General features: G+C 68.5%; 18 protein-coding genes and 1 riboswitch. Of the genes, 14 read left to right on the top strand and 4 right to left on the bottom strand.

Features of this window, described 5'->3' with window-relative positions; genetic code table 11:
• Nucleotides 1-16 precede the first annotated feature (16 nt).
• On the top strand, nucleotides 17-547 hold the full coding sequence (locus IB223_RS05635; protein WP_192200656.1) for a metal-dependent hydrolase: 531 nt from the start codon (nucleotides 17-19) through the stop codon (nucleotides 545-547).
• A gap of 158 nt (nucleotides 548-705) precedes the next feature.
• On the opposite strand, the gene IB223_RS05630 is transcribed toward IB223_RS05635, so the two are convergent.
• Nucleotides 706-1,116 (bottom strand): hypothetical protein, encoded by a 411-nt coding sequence (locus IB223_RS05630; protein ID WP_192200655.1) that lies wholly within the window; start codon nucleotides 1,114-1,116, stop codon nucleotides 706-708.
• A gap of 18 nt (nucleotides 1,117-1,134) precedes the next feature.
• Nucleotides 1,135-2,388, bottom strand: coding sequence for a multidrug effflux MFS transporter (locus IB223_RS05625; protein ID WP_192200654.1), 1,254 nt, complete (start codon nucleotides 2,386-2,388; stop codon nucleotides 1,135-1,137).
• A gap of 202 nt (nucleotides 2,389-2,590) precedes the next feature.
• Nucleotides 2,591-2,710, top strand: a riboswitch (glycine riboswitch).
• Nucleotides 2,711-2,752: 42 nt separating this feature from the next.
• Between IB223_RS05625 and gcvP the strand changes: the two genes are divergently transcribed.
• The 3 genes from gcvP to IB223_RS05610 all read left to right on the top strand — a co-directional run bounded on the left by gcvP (nucleotide 2,753) and on the right by IB223_RS05610 (nucleotide 8,271).
• Nucleotides 2,753-5,656 carry an aminomethyl-transferring glycine dehydrogenase gene (gcvP, locus tag IB223_RS05620; RefSeq protein WP_192200653.1) on the top strand — a complete coding sequence of 968 codons (2,904 nt, stop codon included), beginning with the start codon at nucleotides 2,753-2,755 and terminating at the stop codon, nucleotides 5,654-5,656.
• A gap of 122 nt (nucleotides 5,657-5,778) precedes the next feature.
• Entirely contained in the window at nucleotides 5,779-6,963 is a 1,185-nt protein-coding gene (locus tag IB223_RS05615; protein ID WP_192200652.1) for an FAD-binding domain, read from the top strand.
• A gap of 63 nt (nucleotides 6,964-7,026) precedes the next feature.
• On the top strand, nucleotides 7,027-8,271 hold the full coding sequence (locus tag IB223_RS05610) for a cation:proton antiporter (RefSeq protein ID WP_192200651.1): 1,245 nt from the start codon (nucleotides 7,027-7,029) through the stop codon (nucleotides 8,269-8,271).
• Nucleotides 8,272-8,298: 27 nt separating this feature from the next.
• Here the strand turns inward: IB223_RS05610 and IB223_RS05605 are convergent, their stop codons facing one another.
• Complete coding sequence (locus IB223_RS05605) at nucleotides 8,299-9,201, bottom strand: LysR family transcriptional regulator (protein WP_192200650.1); 903 nt, start codon at nucleotides 9,199-9,201, stop codon at nucleotides 8,299-8,301.
• A 127-nt stretch (nucleotides 9,202-9,328) separates the two neighbouring features.
• Here IB223_RS05605 and IB223_RS05600 point away from each other — a divergent pair, with 127 nt between their 5' ends.
• The gene (locus IB223_RS05600; RefSeq protein WP_192200649.1) at nucleotides 9,329-10,093 is read left to right on the top strand and encodes an SDR family oxidoreductase; all 765 of its coding nucleotides are present in this window, start codon (nucleotides 9,329-9,331) and stop codon (nucleotides 10,091-10,093) included.
• A gap of 165 nt (nucleotides 10,094-10,258) precedes the next feature.
• Here IB223_RS05600 and IB223_RS05595 read toward each other — a convergent pair whose 3' ends face one another.
• Nucleotides 10,259-10,687, bottom strand: coding sequence for a VOC family protein (locus tag IB223_RS05595; protein ID WP_192200648.1), 429 nt, complete (start codon nucleotides 10,685-10,687; stop codon nucleotides 10,259-10,261).
• A gap of 197 nt (nucleotides 10,688-10,884) precedes the next feature.
• Between IB223_RS05595 and IB223_RS05590 the strand changes: the two genes are divergently transcribed.
• The 9 genes from IB223_RS05590 to IB223_RS05550 all read left to right on the top strand — a co-directional run bounded on the left by IB223_RS05590 (nucleotide 10,885) and on the right by IB223_RS05550 (nucleotide 18,175).
• Nucleotides 10,885-12,978, top strand: a complete 2,094-nt coding sequence (locus IB223_RS05590) for a catalase (RefSeq protein WP_192200647.1) — start codon at nucleotides 10,885-10,887, stop codon at nucleotides 12,976-12,978.
• Between the two features lie 38 nt (nucleotides 12,979-13,016).
• Nucleotides 13,017-13,475, top strand: coding sequence for a hemerythrin domain-containing protein (locus IB223_RS05585; RefSeq protein WP_192200646.1), 459 nt, complete (start codon nucleotides 13,017-13,019; stop codon nucleotides 13,473-13,475).
• Between the two features lie 49 nt (nucleotides 13,476-13,524).
• The gene (locus tag IB223_RS05580) at nucleotides 13,525-14,745 is read left to right on the top strand and encodes a helix-turn-helix domain-containing protein (RefSeq protein ID WP_192200645.1); all 1,221 of its coding nucleotides are present in this window, start codon (nucleotides 13,525-13,527) and stop codon (nucleotides 14,743-14,745) included.
• 33 nt (nucleotides 14,746-14,778) lie between these two features.
• Nucleotides 14,779-15,441 (top strand): PQQ-binding-like beta-propeller repeat protein, encoded by a 663-nt coding sequence (locus IB223_RS05575; RefSeq protein WP_192200644.1) that lies wholly within the window; start codon nucleotides 14,779-14,781, stop codon nucleotides 15,439-15,441.
• Between the two features lie 123 nt (nucleotides 15,442-15,564).
• A complete protein-coding gene (locus IB223_RS05570) occupies nucleotides 15,565-16,329 on the top strand; it encodes a thioredoxin family protein (RefSeq protein ID WP_192200643.1) in 765 nt (254 codons plus the stop codon).
• Between the two features lie 14 nt (nucleotides 16,330-16,343).
• Nucleotides 16,344-16,967: a hypothetical protein gene (locus IB223_RS05565; RefSeq protein WP_192200642.1), complete on the top strand. Its 624-nt coding sequence runs from the start codon at nucleotides 16,344-16,346 to the stop codon at nucleotides 16,965-16,967.
• 108 nt (nucleotides 16,968-17,075) lie between these two features.
• Complete coding sequence (locus IB223_RS05560) at nucleotides 17,076-17,516, top strand: hypothetical protein (RefSeq protein ID WP_192200641.1); 441 nt, start codon at nucleotides 17,076-17,078, stop codon at nucleotides 17,514-17,516.
• A 13-nt stretch (nucleotides 17,517-17,529) separates the two neighbouring features.
• A complete protein-coding gene (locus IB223_RS05555) occupies nucleotides 17,530-17,976 on the top strand; it encodes a 3-dehydroquinate dehydratase (RefSeq protein ID WP_192200640.1) in 447 nt (148 codons plus the stop codon).
• Nucleotides 17,957-18,175 carry a hypothetical protein gene (locus IB223_RS05550; RefSeq protein WP_192200639.1) on the top strand — a complete coding sequence of 73 codons (219 nt, stop codon included), beginning with the start codon at nucleotides 17,957-17,959 and terminating at the stop codon, nucleotides 18,173-18,175. The genes IB223_RS05555 and IB223_RS05550 overlap by 20 nt, the downstream gene beginning before the upstream one ends.
• The last annotated feature ends 36 nt before the right edge of the window (nucleotides 18,176-18,211 follow it).

The following is an 18,211-nucleotide window of genomic DNA, read 5'->3' as shown; positions in this document are numbered from 1 at the left end:
AAAAGCATCCACTGCCATGCCGACTATCTTTACCCACGCCCTCATCCCCCTGGCCGCCGGCGTTTCGCTGGGGCGGACACGTCTTCCACCGAAACTGGTCGCCGCCGGCATCGCCGCCGCGATGCTGCCGGATGCCGACGTGGCGATGTTCAAGCTGGGGATCGAGTACGCGCATGATTTCGGCCATCGGGGCGCTAGCCACTCGCTCGCATTCGCCGTCTTCTGCGGCGCGTTCGCGGCGGGCTTCGCACGGTGGTTGAAGGTGCGCGCCGTCACCGCATTCCTGTTCATCGCCCTGTCCGTGGCCTCGCATCCACTGCTGGACATGCTGACCGATGGCGGCCTGGGCGTCGCGCTGTTCTGGCCGTGGTCCGACGCACGTCACTTCGCGCCCTGGCGGGTGATCGAAGTGTCGCCGTTCGCGAACCGTTTCTTCAGCGCGCGTGGCGCGGAGGTACTGGCGTCAGAACTGCGCTGGATCTGGGTGCCGGTAGGCGTCATGACGGGTCTGGTGGTGTGGCTGCGCCGACCGCATGCGACGTTGTAGGAGCGACGTCAGTCGCGACCGCACGGCTGGAGGAGTCGAGTGCGACCATGATGAGCACAGAGCGCGGCAGCGGAACCACGGCCGCCTCGTGACTCGTCGATGGCCAGCCCCAGGACGTGGTCGCGACTGACGTCGCTCCTACAGGGATGCAACGCGCATCAGTTCACGTCCGGCGCCGGATCCGGCTTGCCCGTCTTCATCTGTTCGGCGAGCTGCGCTTCGAACTGCTCCAGCGTCAGTCCCTGCGTGGCGGCTTCGATCACGGCGGTGTCGCGCAGTTCGTCGGAATACACCAGGCGTACCGCGTTGCCCTGTGCTTCGTGCAGCACCGCCGCCTGCTTGATCATCGCCAGCACTTCGGCGGCGCTGTCGGAGGTGCCCGCGATGCGGCCGTCCATGCCCAGCACCCAGACGCCGGCCTGGCGCACGACGCCGGCCAGCAGTTCGCCTTCGGGATTGCGCAACTCGGCATGCGGCTCGATGGCGGGCGCATTCGCTCGCGCCTGGTTGTGCGCCTTGGTCGCCTTGCGCTTCTTCGCCTCGCGGCGCGCCTTGGACTGGATGGACATGGACGGTCTCGCAGGAAGTCAGAGTTGATCGGTGGGTTCGAGCGTCGCGGGCTCGCGCGGGCACGCGGGCAGGCGCCGGCTGGCATTCGCTTCCCATTGCCACATCAGCCAGCCGGCCAGCACGAAGCCGGCCATACCCAGTGCCAGGTGGAGGCCGTGATGGCTCAGCAGCGGTGAAAGCAGGCCGGCGATGATCGCGTTGACCACCAGGTTGCTGAACGCCTGCAGCGACGAAGCGGCGCCGCGCTGGCGCGGATACATGTCCAGGATGGCCAGGGTCAGGATCGGGAACACCAGGGCGACGCCCAGTGCCGCCAGCATCATCGGCAGCACCGCCCAGGGCACGCGGATGTCGTCGCCCGCCGAGGCGGTGTAGGCCACGTTCGCCACCATCGCCAGCGCCATGCACGCGTAGCCGATCCTCACCAGGCGCGCGCCCTCGACACGTCCCGCTGCACGCCCGGACAGGAACGCGCCCAGCACCATGCCGCCGATCGTCGGCAGGAACAGCCACGCGAACTGTTGCTCGTTCAGATGCAGCAGGTCCATCACGAACGCCGGCGCGGAAGCGATGTACAGGAACAGGCCACCGAAACTCAGCGAACCGGCCAACGCCAGTCGCACGAAACGCCGGTTGCGCACGATGCCCACGTAATCGCGCAGCAGGCGACGGGGCGACACGTGCAGGCGTGCCTCCGGCGGATGCGTCTCCGGCAGCCAGCCGACCACCGCCACCAGCAACAGCAGCGAGAACCCGGCGAGGAACCAGAAGATCATCGGCCACGCGCTCCAGCCCAGGATCCAGCCCCCCACGATCGGTGCGATGGCCGGTGCGATGCCGAAGATCATCGATACCTGGCTCATCAGCCGCTGCGCGTCATCGCCGTTGCGCGCATCGCGGATCACCGCGCGCCCGACGATGAAGCCCACGCCGGCCGACAGGCCCTGCACGGCCCGGAAGAACAGCAGCGTGGCCATGTCGGTGGACAGCGCGCAACCCACCGACGCCAGCAGGAACACTATCAGCCCCCCCAGGATCACCCGCTTGCGGCCGAACGTATCGGACAGCGGCCCATGCACCAGGCTCATCAGCGCGTACGTCAGCAGGTACACGCTGATCGTCTGCTGCATCGCCACCTTGTCGGCGCCCAAGTGCGCGCCCATGGCGGGGAACGCAGGGAAGATCGTGTCGATGGAGAACGGGCCGAACATCGCCAGCCCACCCAGCAGGAGGGCCAGGCGGCGGTTGGAGATGGCGCGGGGAGCCGTCATTGCGGGGAAAAACTCCAGGCGGGCGCGGCCGGCATGCATGAACAGGCGGCGCGGGGCTGCACATGGTACGCCGAAACCGCCAGCGGCCCGCCGCGCCGGGCTATAATCGGCCGGCAAGACCCGGTGGGAGAAGCCCGTCGTCCGCGACGTGCTGCCGAAGGCGCAAACGCCCGTAATCGCTCAGGCCCGATACCACCCCTGCTGCAAACACTCTGGAGAGACCGGCCGCCCTCGTGGCAGCGCCGGCGCCGAAGGGGCACGAAGCACGCGACCTCGTCCGCCGCGCTTCCAAACTCTCAGGCAAAAGGACAGAGGGGCACCCCACACGCGGTTTCCGCGTGCCCGGTCCTATTGCCCTTCCCGGATGCCTTCCATGTCGAACACCCCCTCCCTGCGCGAGCTCGAGCACCACGGCGCGTTCCTCGAACGCCACATCGGCCCCAACGACGCCGAGATCGCACACATGCTGCGCATCGTCGGCCATGACTCCCTGGAGGCGATGACCGACGCCATCGTGCCGGCCAGCATCAAGTCCGCACAGCCGCTGGCCCTGCCCGCGCCGATCAACGAGGAGGAGGCGCTGGCCAAGATCCGTGCCGTCGCCATGCGCAACCAGGTGTTCCGCAGCTTCATCGGCCAGGGCTACTACGGCACGCTCACGCCGAAGGTCATCCTGCGCAACATCCTCGAGAACCCGGCCTGGTACACCGCGTACACCCCCTATCAGGCGGAAATCTCGCAAGGCCGCATGGAAGCGCTGATCAACTTCCAGACCATGGTCGCCGACCTGACCGGCATGGAGATCGCCAACGCCTCGCTGCTGGACGAAGGCACCGCCGCCGCCGAGGCGATGACGCTGGCCAAGCGCTCGGCCAAGTCGAAGTCGAACACCTTCCTGGTCGCCGGCGACACCCATCCGCAGACGCTGGAAGTGCTCGCCACCCGCGCCGAACCGCTGGGCATCACCGTCGATGTCGTGCGTTCCACCGATGCCTTCCACCAGAAGCTCGCCGCCGGCGATTACTTCGGCGTGCTGGTGCAGTACCCCGCCTCCAGCGGCTGGGTGGAAGAGTGGACGAAGGACGCCGAAACCATCCACGCGCACAACGCGCTGTTTGTCGTCGCCACCGACCTGCTCGCGCTGACCTTGCTGAAGCCGCCGGGTGAAATGGGTGCGGACATCGTGATCGGCAACTCGCAGCGCTTCGGCGTGCCGTTCGGTTTCGGCGGCCCGCACGCCGCGTTCATGGCCTGCCGCGATGCCTACAAGCGCAGCATGCCGGGTCGCCTGATCGGCGTGTCGGTCGATGCCGAAGGCAAGCCGGCCTACCGCCTCACCCTGCAGACGCGCGAGCAGCACATCCGCCGCGAGAAGGCCACGTCCAACATCTGCACTGCGCAGGTGTTGCTCGCCGTCATGGCCAGCATGTACGCCGTCTACCACGGCCCGGAGGGCCTCAAGCGCATCGCCGACCGCGTGGCCCGCCTGACCGCCATCCTCGCCGAAGGCCTGCGCACGCTGGGCTACCCGGCCGTGCATGCCAGCGCCTTCGACACGCTGTGCATCGAACCGGGCGACGCACGCGGCGCCATCCTCGCCCGCGCCCATGCCGCCCGCATCAACCTGCGTGTGCGCGGCAATGGCTCGCTGTGCATCTCGCTGGACGAGACCACCACGCGCGCCGATGTCGAAGCGCTGTGGGGCGTGTTCGCCGGTGAAAGCGCCACGCTGCCGTCGGTCGACGCCCTGGACGCCAGCGCGCCCTCGCTGGTGCCTGCCGCCCTGCGCCGCACCAGCGACTTCCTGACCCACCCGGTGTTCAACACGCACCACAGCGAACACGAGCTGCTGCGCTACATGCGTGCCCTGGCCGACAAGGACCTGGCCATGGATCGCACCATGATCCCGCTGGGCAGCTGCACCATGAAGCTCAATGCCACCGCCGAGATGATCCCGGTGACGTGGCCGGAGTTCGGCGGCATCCACCCGTTCGCGCCCGCGGACCAGACGGCCGGCTATACGCAGCTGATCGACGAACTGGAAGCCATGCTGGTGGAATGCACCGGCTACGACGCGGTCAGCCTGCAGCCCAACTCCGGCGCGCAGGGCGAATACGCCGGCCTGCTGGCGATCCGCGCCTACCATCGCTCGCGCGGTGAAGCGCACCGTGACATCTGCCTGATCCCCGAGTCCGCCCACGGCACCAACCCGGCGTCCGCGCAGATGTGCGGCATGACCGTGGTGGTCACCAAGTGCGATGCCAACGGCAATGTCGATGTCGAGGACATCCGCCGCGCCGCCGAGAAGTACAGCGAACGCCTGGCCGCGATCATGATCACCTACCCCTCCACGCACGGCGTGTTCGAGGAAGACGTGGTGGAGATCTGCGAGATCGTGCACCGGCATGGCGGCCAGGTGTACACCGACGGCGCCAACATGAATGCCCTGGTCGGCGTGGCCAAGCCAGGCAAGTGGGGGTCGGACGTCTCGCACCTCAACCTGCACAAGACCTTCTGCATCCCGCATGGCGGCGGCGGCCCCGGCGTGGGTCCGTGCGCCGTGAAGGCGCACCTGGCGCCGTACCTGCCGAAGAAGCTGGGCGGCGAAGGCGATGTCGGCATGGTGTCGGCGGCCAGCTTCGGCAGTGCCAGCATCCTGCCGATCAGCTGGATGTACGTCACCCTGATGGGCGCGCAGGGCCTGCGCAAGGCCACCCAGGTGGCACTGCTCAACGCCAACTACATCGCCAAGCGGCTGGAACCGCATTTCGAGACGCTCTACACCGGCCGCAACGGCCTGGTGGCGCACGAGTGCATCCTCGACCTGCGCCCGATCAAGGACCGCACCGGCATCAGCGCCGAGGACGTGGCCAAGCGACTGATCGACTTCGGCTTCCACGCGCCCACGCTGAGCTTCCCGGTCGCCGGCACGCTGATGGTGGAACCCACCGAGAGCGAATCGCAGCACGAGCTGGACCGCTTCATCGACGCGATGATCGAGATCCGCGAGGAAATCCGCGCGGTCGAGGACGGCCGCCTGGACCGCGAGGACAACCCACTGAAGAACGCGCCGCACACCGCCACGATGGTGATGGCCAGCGAGTGGACCCACGCCTATCCGCGCGAACTGGCCGCCTTCCCACTGGCCACGCTGAAGCTGCAGAAGTACTGGCCGCCGGTTGCCCGCGTGGACAACGTCTACGGCGACAAGAACGTCATGTGTGCGTGCATTCCGGTGGATGCGTACAAGGACGAAGTGGACGCCTGAGTGCGGCGCCACGGATGACGAAAAAGCCCCGCCGATGCGGGGCTTTTTCTTACCGTCCCTGCAACGTGCGTGCACGCGCGATACTGGGCACGCTTGCATTCGACTCACGGGGAGACGCGTCGATGAAGGTAGTCATCAACGGAGCGGGCATCGCGGGTACCGCGCTCGCGTATTGGCTGGGCAGGCTCGGCCACGACGTGACGCTGGTGGAACGCGCGCCCGATCTGCGCACCGGCGGGTTCGTGGTCAACCTGTGGGGCATCGGCTACGACGCACTGGAAAAGATGGGCTTGCTGCCAAGGTTGCTGGAACTGCAGCACCACTCCGACGAGTTGCGCATGGTGGACCGTGCCGGGCGTACCCGTGGCGGCTACCCGTCCAGCGTGCTGTTGAAGCTCGCCAAGGGGCGCATGGCCACGCTGGCGAGATCCGACATCGCCGCAGCCATCTACGGCGCCTTGGACGGCCAGGTGGACACCCGGTTCGGCGACAGCGTCACCACCATCGACGATGACGGGACACGGGTACGAGTCGGCTTCGACCATGCGCCACCGCAGGAGGCGGATCTCGTGATCGGCGCCGACGGCCTGCATTCGCGCGTCCGTCACCACGTATTCGGCCCCGACGCACGGTTCGAATACCCGATGGGATGCCACGTCGCCTCGTTCGAGGCAGCCGGCTACCGGCCACGCAACGGGAATGCCTATGTGGCGTATACCGCACCCGGCCGCTACGTGGCCCGCTTTCCGATGCGCGACGATCGGATGCTCTTCTTCGTCCTGCTGCGCGACGAGCACCTCGCGGGCGGGACGCCCTGCGACCATGTCGGGCGGAAGGCCGCATTGACCCACGCCCTCGACGGCATCGGGTGGGAATCCGATGCCATCGTCTCAGCCATCGCACGGACGGACGACATCTACTTCGACAGCATCAGCCAGATCCGCATGGCCACCTGGGTCCAGGGCAACGTGGCATTGATCGGCGACGCTGCCGCGTGCCCTTCCCTCATCGCGGGAGAAGGCGCCGGCTTCGCGCTGGCGGAAGCCTACATGCTCGCGGGCGAGCTGCACCGGCACGGCAACGACACCACTGCCGCGCTCGCCCGCTACCAATCACGGCTACACGCTGTCATCGCCCGCAAGCAGAAACATGCGGAAAGCCTGGCAGCGTCGTTCGTGCCCAGAACGGCGCTGGGCGTGCGCCTGCGTGACTACACCACGCTCCTGATGCGGCTCCCCGTCTTCCCCAGGCTCCTGATGGGGCGCTACTTCCGCGACGAACTGGTCTTGCCTGACTACGGGATCTGAAACCCGGCATGGGTATCCAACGCCACGCGCTACCGCGGGCGGCGCGCGGGTAACATCGCCACCATGACCGACCTGACTGCACTCGCCCTCGATGCCCTGATCTTCATCGGCCTGGCCTGGACGGCGTGGCGCGTGCTGGGGCGTTCCATTCCCATCGCCGTCATCCCCATCATCATCGGCTTGCTGCTGGCGGCCACCGGCGTGCTGCCTGCCAGTTGGGGCATACCGTCGAAGCCCGGCGACCAGATCGGCTTCATCGGCGTGCTGCTGCTTGCGTTCACCGCCGGCCTGGAAACGCGTCAGTCCGCGCACCTGCCCACCACCGCCGATGCCAAGCCGCTGCCGCGCACGCAAGCGCTGCGCTTCGTCGCCAGCGCGGGCATGGCGCTGCTGCTGCCGTTCGCGCTCGGCACGCTTGCAGCGCATGCCTACTTCACCGGTTTGCCGGGCTGGGAGGCGCCGGAGGGCGGCGCCTGGATGGGGGCGCTTGCGATCGGCCTGTGCATCGCGGTCAGCGCGCTGCCGGTGCTGATCGGTATCGCGCGTGAACTCGGCCCGCTGCACCGGCCGCTGACCCAGCTCGCGCTGCGCATCGCCGTGATCGACGACGCCGTACTGTGGATCGGCCTGGCACTGCTGTTGTTGGCGGCCGAAGGCGGTTCGCTGCTGGCCGGCGCTTCCGCCCTGCACCTGCTCGCGGTGGGCACGCTCGTCATGCTGGCCGCCGCCGGCACGCTGGCGCAGCGCATGCAAGGAGAGTTGCCCCTGTGGCTGGTGTGGCTGTCATTGCCGGTGTTCCTCGTGGCCGGCGCCTGGGCGAGTTCGCAGCTGGGTCTGCATGCATTGCTCGGCGCCTATTTCGGTGGCGCGATGGTGCCGCCAGCATGGTCCAGGCGACTGCCGGTGGAACGCCTGGGCCAGTTCGCCCTGATCGGGCTGGCGCCGCTGTTCTTCGGCCACAGCGGCCTGAAGATCGATGGCAGCGTACTGGGCTGGGCCTCGCTGCAGGCGTCGCTGGTGCTGCTCGTGCTGGCGGTCGTCGCCAAGCTGGTCGCAGTACTGCTGTGTCCGCCGGCCCCCTCACTGTCGCGCCGTGAAGCGCTGGCCGTGGGTGCGCTGTTGCAATGCAAGGGGCTGATGGAAATCGTCGCGGCCACCATCCTGCGTGACCACGGCCTGCTGTCCGAACACGCCTTCGCCGCACTGGTCACCCTGGCCGTGCTGTCGACCCTGCTGACCGGCCCGTTCTTCCGCCTCCTCGTGCGTCGCCACGCGCAAGCCGATACCGGCGGACGGCAGACCGCATGAGGTGCGCCGCGCACGCCACGTCGTGGATCAGACGTCCAGGTAGGGCCGCACCGTCTCCGCCAGCCATGCCATGAATGCCTGCACGCGCTGCGGCAGGTGGCGACGATGCGCATACAGCAGGGACACCGGCATCGCTTCGGCACGGTACTGCGGCAGCACTTCCACCAGCAGGCCCTGGTCGATCAATGTCCGCAACCCTGCGGCCGGCGCCTGGATCAGCCCCAGGCCGGCGATGCAGGCGGCTTCGTAGGCATCGGAACTGTTGACCGTCAGCGCACCTTGCACGGGCACGCTGGTGAACTGCACCCCATCCCAGTACTCCCACCCATCCGGTCTGCCACCGAAGGTGCTGGCGTAGTGGATCATGCGATGCGCGTGCAGGTCCTCCGGTGACTGCGGTATGCCATGCCGCTGCAGGTACGCCGGGCTGGCGCAGGTCACCACGCGCAACTGGCCCAGTGGCCGTGCGATCAGGCTGGTATCGGCCAGCGTGCCCACGCGCAGCACGCAGTCGAAGCCCTCGCGCACCACGTCCACCCGACGGTCGGTACAGCTCAGTTCCAGTTCCAGTTGCGGGTGATCGTGCAGGAAGGCCGGCAGCTGCGGCAGCACGAAGTGCCGTGCGAAACGCGCCGGCATGTCCACGCGCAGCCGGCCACGCAATGCCTGGGGTGTACGCACGAACAGGTGCTGCACCTCGTCCATGTCGGCCAGCAGGTCCTGGCAACGCTCGTAGAACGCCTGGCCGTCCTGGGTCAGCTGCACACGCCGCGTGGTCCGGTGCAGCAGTTGTGTGCCCACCCACGCTTCCAGCTGCTGGACGGCCGTGGACACGCTGGCCTTGGGCAGGCCCAGGCTGTCGGCGGCGCGGGTGAAGCTGGCCATCTCGGCGACCCGGACGAAAGCCTGCATGGCGTCGAGGCGGTGCATGGCGGCTCCAGCGATTGTTCGCCATTGGCGAACGGTCAAATCAGTTTAAGCCGATTTATCCAAGGATTACCGCCCAATACAGTGCCGCCACGGTGAATCCACCGCCTTCCCCGACTGGAGCCCTGCCATGACCAAGACCCCTTCCCCTCTTACCCTGATCACCGGCGGCAGCCGCGGCCTGGGCCGCAACATGGCCCTCGCCATCGCCCACCAAGGCCACGACGTCATCCTCACCTACCGTAGCCAGCAGGCCGAGGCCGCGGCCGTCGTCGCCGAGATCGAAGCCCTCGGCCAGCGCGCCGCCGCGCTGCCGCTGGACGTGGGCCAGAGCGACACGTTCGACGCCTTCGTCGACGCGGTGCGTGCCCAGCTCACCACGTGGGGCCGCGATCGCTTCGATCATCTGGTCAACAACGCCGGCATGGGCGTGCATGCCGGCTTTGCCGAGACCACGCGCGCGCAGTTCGACGCGCTGGTCGACGTGCACTTCAAGGGACCGTTCTTCCTCACCCAGGCGCTGCTGCCCCGGATCGCGGATGGTGGTCGCATCATCAACATTTCCTCGGGCCTGGCCCGCTTCGCCCTGCCCGGCTACGCGGCGTATGCGGCGATGAAGGGCGCGATGGAAGTGCTGACGCGCTACCAGGCAAAGGAGCTGGGCGCGCGCGGGATCGCGGTGAACATCGTCGCGCCTGGCGCGATCGAGACCGACTTCGGCGGTGGTGCCGTGCGCGACAACGCGCAGCTCAACGCGTTCGTCGCCTCGCAGACCGCGCTGGGCCGCGTCGGCGTGCCCGACGATATCGGCGGCGTGGTCGCCTCGCTGCTCTCGCCGGCCAATCGCTGGATCAATGCGCAGCGCATCGAGGCGTCGGGCGGGATGTTCCTGTAGGAAGTGTCCTTCTCCCCGCGAGGCGGGGAGAAGGTGCCCAAAGGGCGGATGAGGGGCGAGCGCGAACGCTGAGCCACCCTGCCGCTTACTGCTCCTTGGCGCCGCTCGCCCCTCACCCGCCTTCGGCACCCTCTCCCCGCTGGCGCAGGGAGAGGGAGGCTCGCGTCAAAACTCCACCTTGACTGACGGCGCACTACGCTTCGCCTCGCCGTGGTAGACCGCTTCGATGTTGTTGCCATCCGGGTCGAGCACGAACGCCGCGTAATAGCCCGGGTGGTACGGGCGCTCGCCGGGCGCGCCATGATCGGTGCCGCCGTTCGCCAGCGCCGCCGCGTGGAAGGCATCCACCATCGCGCGGTCCTGCGCCTGGAACGCCAGATGATGGCGGCCGGTGAGTTCGCCCTGCGCCGCTTCGCTGTCGGCGGTGGAGACGAACAGTTCGTCCGCCCAGAAATATCCCTCATCCTCGCCGCCCATCGGCACGCCGAGCACCTCGAACACGGCGGCATAGAACGTGCGGCTGGCGTCCAGGTCGCGCACGACCAGCTGGATATGGTCGATCAGGCGACCGCGATGCAGTTCGTTGGTTTCCAAGGCGCAATCCTCCGGTTGAAGAGCCGACAGTGATGGCACGGCATGCGGACAGTGAGTGTCCGCGATCATTCGTCAGCACGGCGTCAATGCGTACAGCCAGGACACCGTAACGCGCTCTCCACACGCGGACGCAGATGATCGACGGATGCAGACCCTCGCGCACCGCGATGGCTGGTCCGTCGTCCAGGAGACCCCAGATGGCCGCACGCAAATCCCCTTCCGCCTCATCGAACACCGGCAAGGCCGACACGCCGACACCCGGCAACGGCGGCGAGCTCCACTTCAACGCAGGTGGCAAGCACCCGCCGCTGACCACCAACCAGGGCATCCCGGTCAGCGACAACCAGAACTCGCTGCGCGCGCACGATCGCGGACCGACGCTGCTGGAAGACTTCATCCTGCGCGAGAAGATCACCCACTTCGACCACGAGCGCATTCCCGAACGCATCGTGCATGCGCGCGGTTCCGGTGCGCACGGTTACTTCGAACTGACCAAGTCCCTGAAGAAGTACACCACCGCCCGCGTACTGACCGAGACCGGCGTGCGCACGCCGGTGTTCTGCCGCTTCTCCACCGTGGCCGGCGGCGCCGGTTCGGTGGACACGCCGCGCGACGTGCGCGGCTTCGCGGTGAAGTTCTACACGCAGGAAGGCAACTGGGACCTGGTGGGCAACAACATCCCGGTGTTCTTCATCCAGGATGCGATGAAGTTTCCGGACCTGGTGCACTCGGTGAAGATGGAACCGGACCGTGCCTATCCGCAGGCCGGCAGCGCGCACGACACGTTCTGGGATTTCATCTCGCTGACACCGGAAGCCTTCCACATGATCATGTGGGCGATGAGCGACCGCACCATCCCGCGCTCGCTGCGCATGATCGAAGGCTTCGGCGTGCACAGCTTCCGCCTGCTCGATGCCAAGGGCAACAGCACTTTCGTCAAGTTCCACTGGCGACCCAAGCTCGGCATCCAGTCGACCGTGTGGGACGAAGCAGTGAAGCTGCAAGCGGCCGACAACGACTTCCATCGCCGCGACCTGTTCGAAGCCATCCAGAAGGGCGACTTCCCGGAATGGGAACTGGCCGTGCAACTGTTCACCGAGGAACAGGCCGATGCGTTCCCCTTCGATCATCTGGATCCCACCAAGCTGATCCCGGAAGAACTCGTGCCGTTGACGGTGATCGGCCGCATGGTGCTGGACCGCTGGCCGGACAACTTCTTCGCCGAAACCGAACAGGTCGCCTACTGCCCCGCCAACATCGTGCCCGGCATCGATTTCAGCAACGATCCGCTGCTGCAGGGCCGGTTGTTCTCCTACCTGGACACGCAGCTCTCGCGACTGGGCGGCCCCAACTTCCACCAGATCCCGGTCAACGCGCCGAAGTGTCCGTTCGCCAACCTGCAGCGCGACGGCCACATGCAGATGCAGGTGCCGAAGGGACGTGTGAACTACGAGCCCAGCAGCCTGCAGCCGGATACGCCGCGGGAAACACCGGCCGGCTTCCGCAGCCATGCGACCGTGGCGGATGGCCGAAAAGGGCGCGTGCGGCCGGAGAGTTTTGCCGACCACTACAGTCAGGCGCGGCTGTTCTTCCGCAGCCAGAGCGCGCCGGAGCAGGCGCACATGGCGGCCGCCCTGGTGTTCGAACTGTCGAAAGTGGAAACACCGCACGTGCGCGAAGCGATCGTCGGCCACCTGCGCCACGTCGATGCGGACCTGGCCAAGCGCGTCGCCGACGGCCTCGGTCTGGATGCGCTGCCGCCGGCGCCGGCCACCGCCGTCAAGCCGCAGGACATGCCGCCTTCACCGGCCTTGCAGATCATCGGCAAGATGAAGCCCACGCTGCAGGGCCGCTGCGTCGGCATCCTGGTGGACGACGGCTCCGATGCCGCCGCCATCGCCGCGCTGCGCAAGGCGGCGGAAGCGGACGGCGCGCAGGTGAAGATCGTCGCGCCGAAGATCGGCGGGGCGAAACTCGGCAACGGCAAGCGCCTGCCGGCGGACGGGCAACTGGCCGGCACGCCGTCGATGGTGTTCGACGCGGTGGCACTGGTGCTGTCGGACGCCGCCGGCAAGGCGCTGGCATCGGAAGCCGCGGCGGTGGACTGGGTGCGCGATGCGTTCGGCCACCTGAAGGCCATCGCGCATGACGACGGTGCGGCCGCGGTGATCAAGGCCGCGGGCATCGGCAAGGATGCCGGTGTGATGAAAGCCGGCGATACCGTCGCCTTCATCAAGGCCGCGCGCACCCGCCAGTACGCACGCGAACCCAAGGTCCGTACCCTGCCCTGATCCATCCCCATCCCAGCCCTTGGCCAGGAAACCACTGCATGCCCGAATCCATCTATGACGCCCTGCGCGAAAGCCATGAAACCCAGCGCTCCCTGTGCCGCCGCCTGCTGCGTTCGAAACCCGGCACGCGCGAGCGGCTCGACCTGTTCACTGGGCTCCGGATCGAATTGGCCGCGCATGCCGCCGCGGAGGAGCGCTTTCTCTACGCGCCCATCCTGATGGACGACATGGGGCTGGATTCTTCCCGCCACGCCCTGCACGAACACCACCAGATCGACGAGCTGGTCGAAGACCTCCAGTCCCTCGACCCCCGTTACGCCGCCTGGCTGAAGAAGGCGCGCGAGTTGTCGGAGAAGGTCCACCACCACCTGCGCGAGGAAGAGAAGAAGTTCTTCCAGGTGTCCGGCAAAATCCTCGGCGCGACGAAGAAAATACAGTTGGCCCGCCAGTACCGCCGCGACTACACGCGCATGCGGCGGAAGCTGGAAGCGGAATAGCACCCGCACGCCCCGCGACGACGCCGCGCCCGCACGGTAGGCTGCCGGCATGGATTCCCTGATCGCCGCCGCCGGCCGGGCCCTGACGGCCGGCGATGTCCTGGGCGCGCTCAAGCACGTGGGCTGGCGGGACGACCCGCCCGCACTGGCCCTGCGCGGCATCGCGATGGCGCAGCTCGGCGACTATCCGCGCGCGCGCGATCTCCTGCGTCGTGCCGCGCGCGGCTTCGGTCCGCGAGAGCCCTTGGCGCGGGCACGCTGCGTGATCGCCGAGGCGGAGGTGGCATTGGCCCTCCGCGACTTCGGTGCCGAGCCGCAGCGCCTGGACGCCGCCGCACAGGCACTGGCCGCACGCGGCGACCTCGCCAACGCACGCCATGCGGAACTGATTGCCCTGCGCCGTCACCTGCTGCTCGGACGGCTGGAGGCCGCGCATGCCGCCCTGGATGCGCTCGATCTGGAGGGCGCACCCGCCGCACACCATGCCCTGGCTGCACTCGCCGCCGCCGAGATCGCACTGCGCTCGCTGCGCACGCGCGATGCGCGTCTGGCGTTGCGGCGTGCACGGACCACCGCCACGCAGGCCGGCATCCCCGCGCTGTCCGCCGAGATCACGCAGGTCGAAGCCAGCCTGCGGCGTCCTGCCGCGCGCATCCTGCACGCAGGCCACGAGCAACCGGTCACGCTGGACGACGTTGAAGCGCTGCTCGCTTCCGGCACGCTGGTCGTCGATGCCATGCGCCACGCGGTGCGCGATGCCACCGGCATGGCATCGTTCGCGCGGCGCCCCGTGCTGTTCGCGCTGCTGCGTGCACTCGCCACCGGCTGGCCCGGCGATGTCGACCGCAACGCACTGATCGCGCGCGTGTTCCGCACGCGCCAACCGGACGAGACGCACCGCGCACGGCTGCGCGTGGAGATCGGGCGGTTGCGTCGCCTGCTCGCGCCATTCGCCGACCTCACCGCCACCGCGCGCGGCTTCCAGCTCTCGCCGCACGCCACGCGCGGCGTGGTCTTACTGGCGCCGCCGGTCGAAGGCGAACAGGGCGCGTTGCGCGGGCTGCTGGCCGACGGCACGGCCTGGTCCACCTCCGCACTCGCGCTGGCCACCGGCGACAGCCAGCGCTCCGTACAGCGCGCGCTCGCCGCGATGGAAGCGGCCGGCCAGGTCCGTGCGATCGGGCGTGCTCGCGCGCAACGCTGGGTGGCGCCTCCGCTGGCCGGATTCACGACGATCTTGTTACTCCCCGCCACGCCGACGGGTGCGTAGATTGGCCCCGTCCCCGCACACCCGGAGCAAGCCATGAACGACACTACCCGCCACGCCACCGCCAGTCCCGCCGAGATCGTCCGCGAATACGGCCCGTTCCAGGCCAATGGCGGTGTGGCTGGCGTCACCCACGACGGCCACCACGTGTGGGCCGCCACCGGCGACCGTCTCATCGCCATCGATCCCGCCAGCGGCGACATCGCGCGCAGCCTTCCGCGCGCGGCCGATGCCGGCACCGCCTTCGACGGCACGCACCTGTACCAGTTGGCCGAAGCGCGCATCGACAAGATCGATCCCGCCACCGGCGCCGTGATCGCCTCGATTCCCGCGCCGGGCCAGGGCGGCGATTCGGGCATGGCGTGGTCCGACGGCAGCCTGTGGGTGGGCCAGTACCGCGAACGCCGCATCGTGCAGATCGACCCGGCCACCGGCGCCGTGCTGCGCACCCTCGAATCCGATCGCTTCGTCACCGGCGTGTCCTGGGTCGACGGCGAGTTGTGGCACGCCACGTGGGAAGGCGACGACAGCGACCTGCGCCACATCGACCCGCACGATGGCCACGTGCTGGAACGCCTCGACATGCCCGCGGGCGTCGGCATCAGCGGCCTGGAATCCGACGGCGGCAACCTGTTCTATTGCGGCGGCGGCCCCAGCGGCATGCTGCGCGCGGTAAGACGTCCCGCACGCGTCGACTGACAACGCCTGCCGCCCCGTGCGGCGCCCCTGAATTCCTTCCTCCACTGCATGCAGGCATGCGGCACGGATGACGCTCGCCTGCTCGCCTGCTTGCCCGCCTGCACCTTCGCCAAGGAGCCTGCCATGAACACGCATGCACACGACACGCCCGCCATCGTTTCCCGCGACGCATGGCGCACCGCCCGCCTCGCGCTGCTCGCGCGGGAAAAGGAACTCACCCGCCTGCACGACCGGATCGCACGCGAACGCCGCGCCCTGCCCTGGGTCCGCGTGGACACGCCCTACGCCTTCGACACGCCGCACGGTATCCGTACGCTGGCGGAGCTGTTCGACGGCCGCCGCCAGTTGATGGTGCAGCACTTCATGTTCGCGCCCGGCTGGGAGCAGGGCTGCAAAAGCTGCTCCTTCATGGCCGACCACCATGCCGGCGCGCAGCTGCACCTGGCCCAGCGCGACCTCACCCTGCTCGCGGTTTCGCGCGCACCATTGGCCGATATCGAAGCGTTCCGCCAGCGCATGGGCTGGACCTTCCCGTGGGTGTCCTCGCATGGCACCTCGTTCAACCACGACTTCGGCGTCAACTTCACCCGGGAGGAGATGTCGCGCGGCGCGGTGGAATACAACTACACGCGGCAACCGTTCCCGCACGAGGAAGCGCCCGGCATCAGCGTGTTCGTACGGGACGAGGCCGGCCAGGTCTTCCACACCTATTCGCGCTACGGCCGCGGCGTGGAAGCGATGATGCACACCTACGCGCTGCTGGACCTCACTCCGCACGGGCGCAATGAAGACGCGGAGGAATATCCGATGGCCTGGGTACGCCATCACGACCGCTACGATGCGGCCCCCGTCGCCACGGCGGGGGCGTGCTGTTCGGCCAAGCCCTGAGGTAGCGCACCGTCATGGGCCTGTCCGAACCATGGCTTCCGTGGCTGGCCGTCGCCGGCCTTGGTGCCCTGCACGGCCTGAGCCCGGCGAACGGCTGGATGTTCGCGGCGGCGCGTGCCGCGCAGTCCGGCGATGCGCGCGATGTGCGTCGCGCCCTGCTGCCGATCGCCATCGGGCACGCGCTGTCGGTGGCACTCGTGGTGGTGCTGGTGATGCAGGGCGTGCTGTGGGAGCCGCATCGCGTGCAGGTCGTGGCCGGCGCCTGCCTGCTTGCGCTGGCGGCATGGCGAATGGTTCGACGACCGTGCAAGCCCGCCGCCCACGCCACGCATCGTTCACAGGCGGGCCTGGCCGCCTGGTTCTGCCTGATGGGTACAGCGCATGGCAGCGGCCTGATGCTGGTACCCGCGCTGCTGCCACTGTGCGTGTCGAGCGGACCCGCGCGTGCCATCACCGCGACCGGATCGCTGCTGCCGATGCTCGCCGCCGTGGCCCTGCACCTGCTGGCGATGCTGGCGACAACCCAGATCGTCGCCCGTGGCGTCTGCCGCGGACTGCGGCATCGCGCATGCGCGCCGGATGCGGCGTGGACACCGGCCCTCGCGTTGGCAGGCGCGCTCCTGATCGTGCTTCGCTGAAAACGCTACGCCTTCTTTACGCCGCCGAAGGTATGTCGGCATGGCGGCTTTACGCGGGAGACGCCTATCGTGGCCACACCGCACGCGATGTGCGCCACGACCCGATGCATGTCCATCCTGATCCTGCGCGGCCCGCATGCCGCGCCTCCCGACACCCACTCCATCTATCCACCGTTGCGGCAGCGTGCGAACGCGGCCGGCGAGGCGCTGCACTGCCGCGTCTTCACGACGGTCCGCGACCTGCTGTCCGGCTTGCGCCGCGCGCGTGCCGAACCGACCGACATGCTGCTGCTCGATGTTGGCGACCTGGCCCTTCATGACGCCACCCAGGCCCGTGCCCTGCGCGACGCGCTCGACAGCCTGCCCTCGCCCTATATCGAAGTGCACGCCGATGCCGCACACGCGCTGGAACCGCGCGTGCAACCGCAGCATGCGCCGCTGGTCACCGTGATCCTGCGCAACGACCTGCCGCGCGCCTACGCGATGGCGCTGGACATCGCGCTGCGCCGCCTGCGCCCCGCCCCATCCGCAGGGACATTCCATGCCTGAGCCGGAGCCCCTCATGTCCATCCTCGTCATCCGCGGTCCCGAACGCCACGACGCCCTCACCTCACCGCCGCCCCCGCTGCCACCGTCGGTGCTCGGCGCCCTGGTGCAGCGCGCCGGCTGCGCCGGACAGACCCTCGCCGTGCGCAGCTGCGCCTCCGCCACCGAAGTGCTGGCCGCCCTGCGCCTGGCCAACGAATGGGGTGTACGCGCCACCCTGCTCGACCCCGGCGCACTCACCGACCATCCCCTGCTGCAGCGCGCAGTACACGGCCTCACGCATCCTTACGTGGAAGTACACGGCGACCTGGGCGAACACCCACATGTGCTGCCCGTCACCACCGGCCGGCGCCTGGCGGTCGTCGACGGCTACGGCGCGCGCAGCTATGCGCTGGCGCTGGAGATCGCGCTGGAACAGCTCGGTTGCGCGGAGTGCGAATGCGATGTGCACGTCGGCACCTGAGGCAATCCGGGCGGCATCCCATCGCCACTATTTCGCCGACTACGAGGTCTACGACGCCGGCCAGCGCATCGCCTGGGGCCAGGTGACGATCGCCTGCGAAGCGCCCGACCTTGCGGTGCAGGCGCTGCGCGCACGCGCCGCCGCACAACAGGGCGTGGCCGCCGGCGCGATCCGTCTGCGCTGCATCAGCCGCCTGTGACCGCACGCGGCGGATGTCACTGAACCGTCATCCACG

This window comes from Pseudoxanthomonas sp. PXM03, from assembly GCF_014852005.1.
Taxonomy (GTDB): Bacteria; Pseudomonadota; Gammaproteobacteria; order Xanthomonadales; family Xanthomonadaceae; genus Pseudoxanthomonas_A.
The sequence above is the reverse complement of the archived record's forward strand: the minus strand, read 5'-3'. Positions and strand labels throughout refer to the sequence as shown.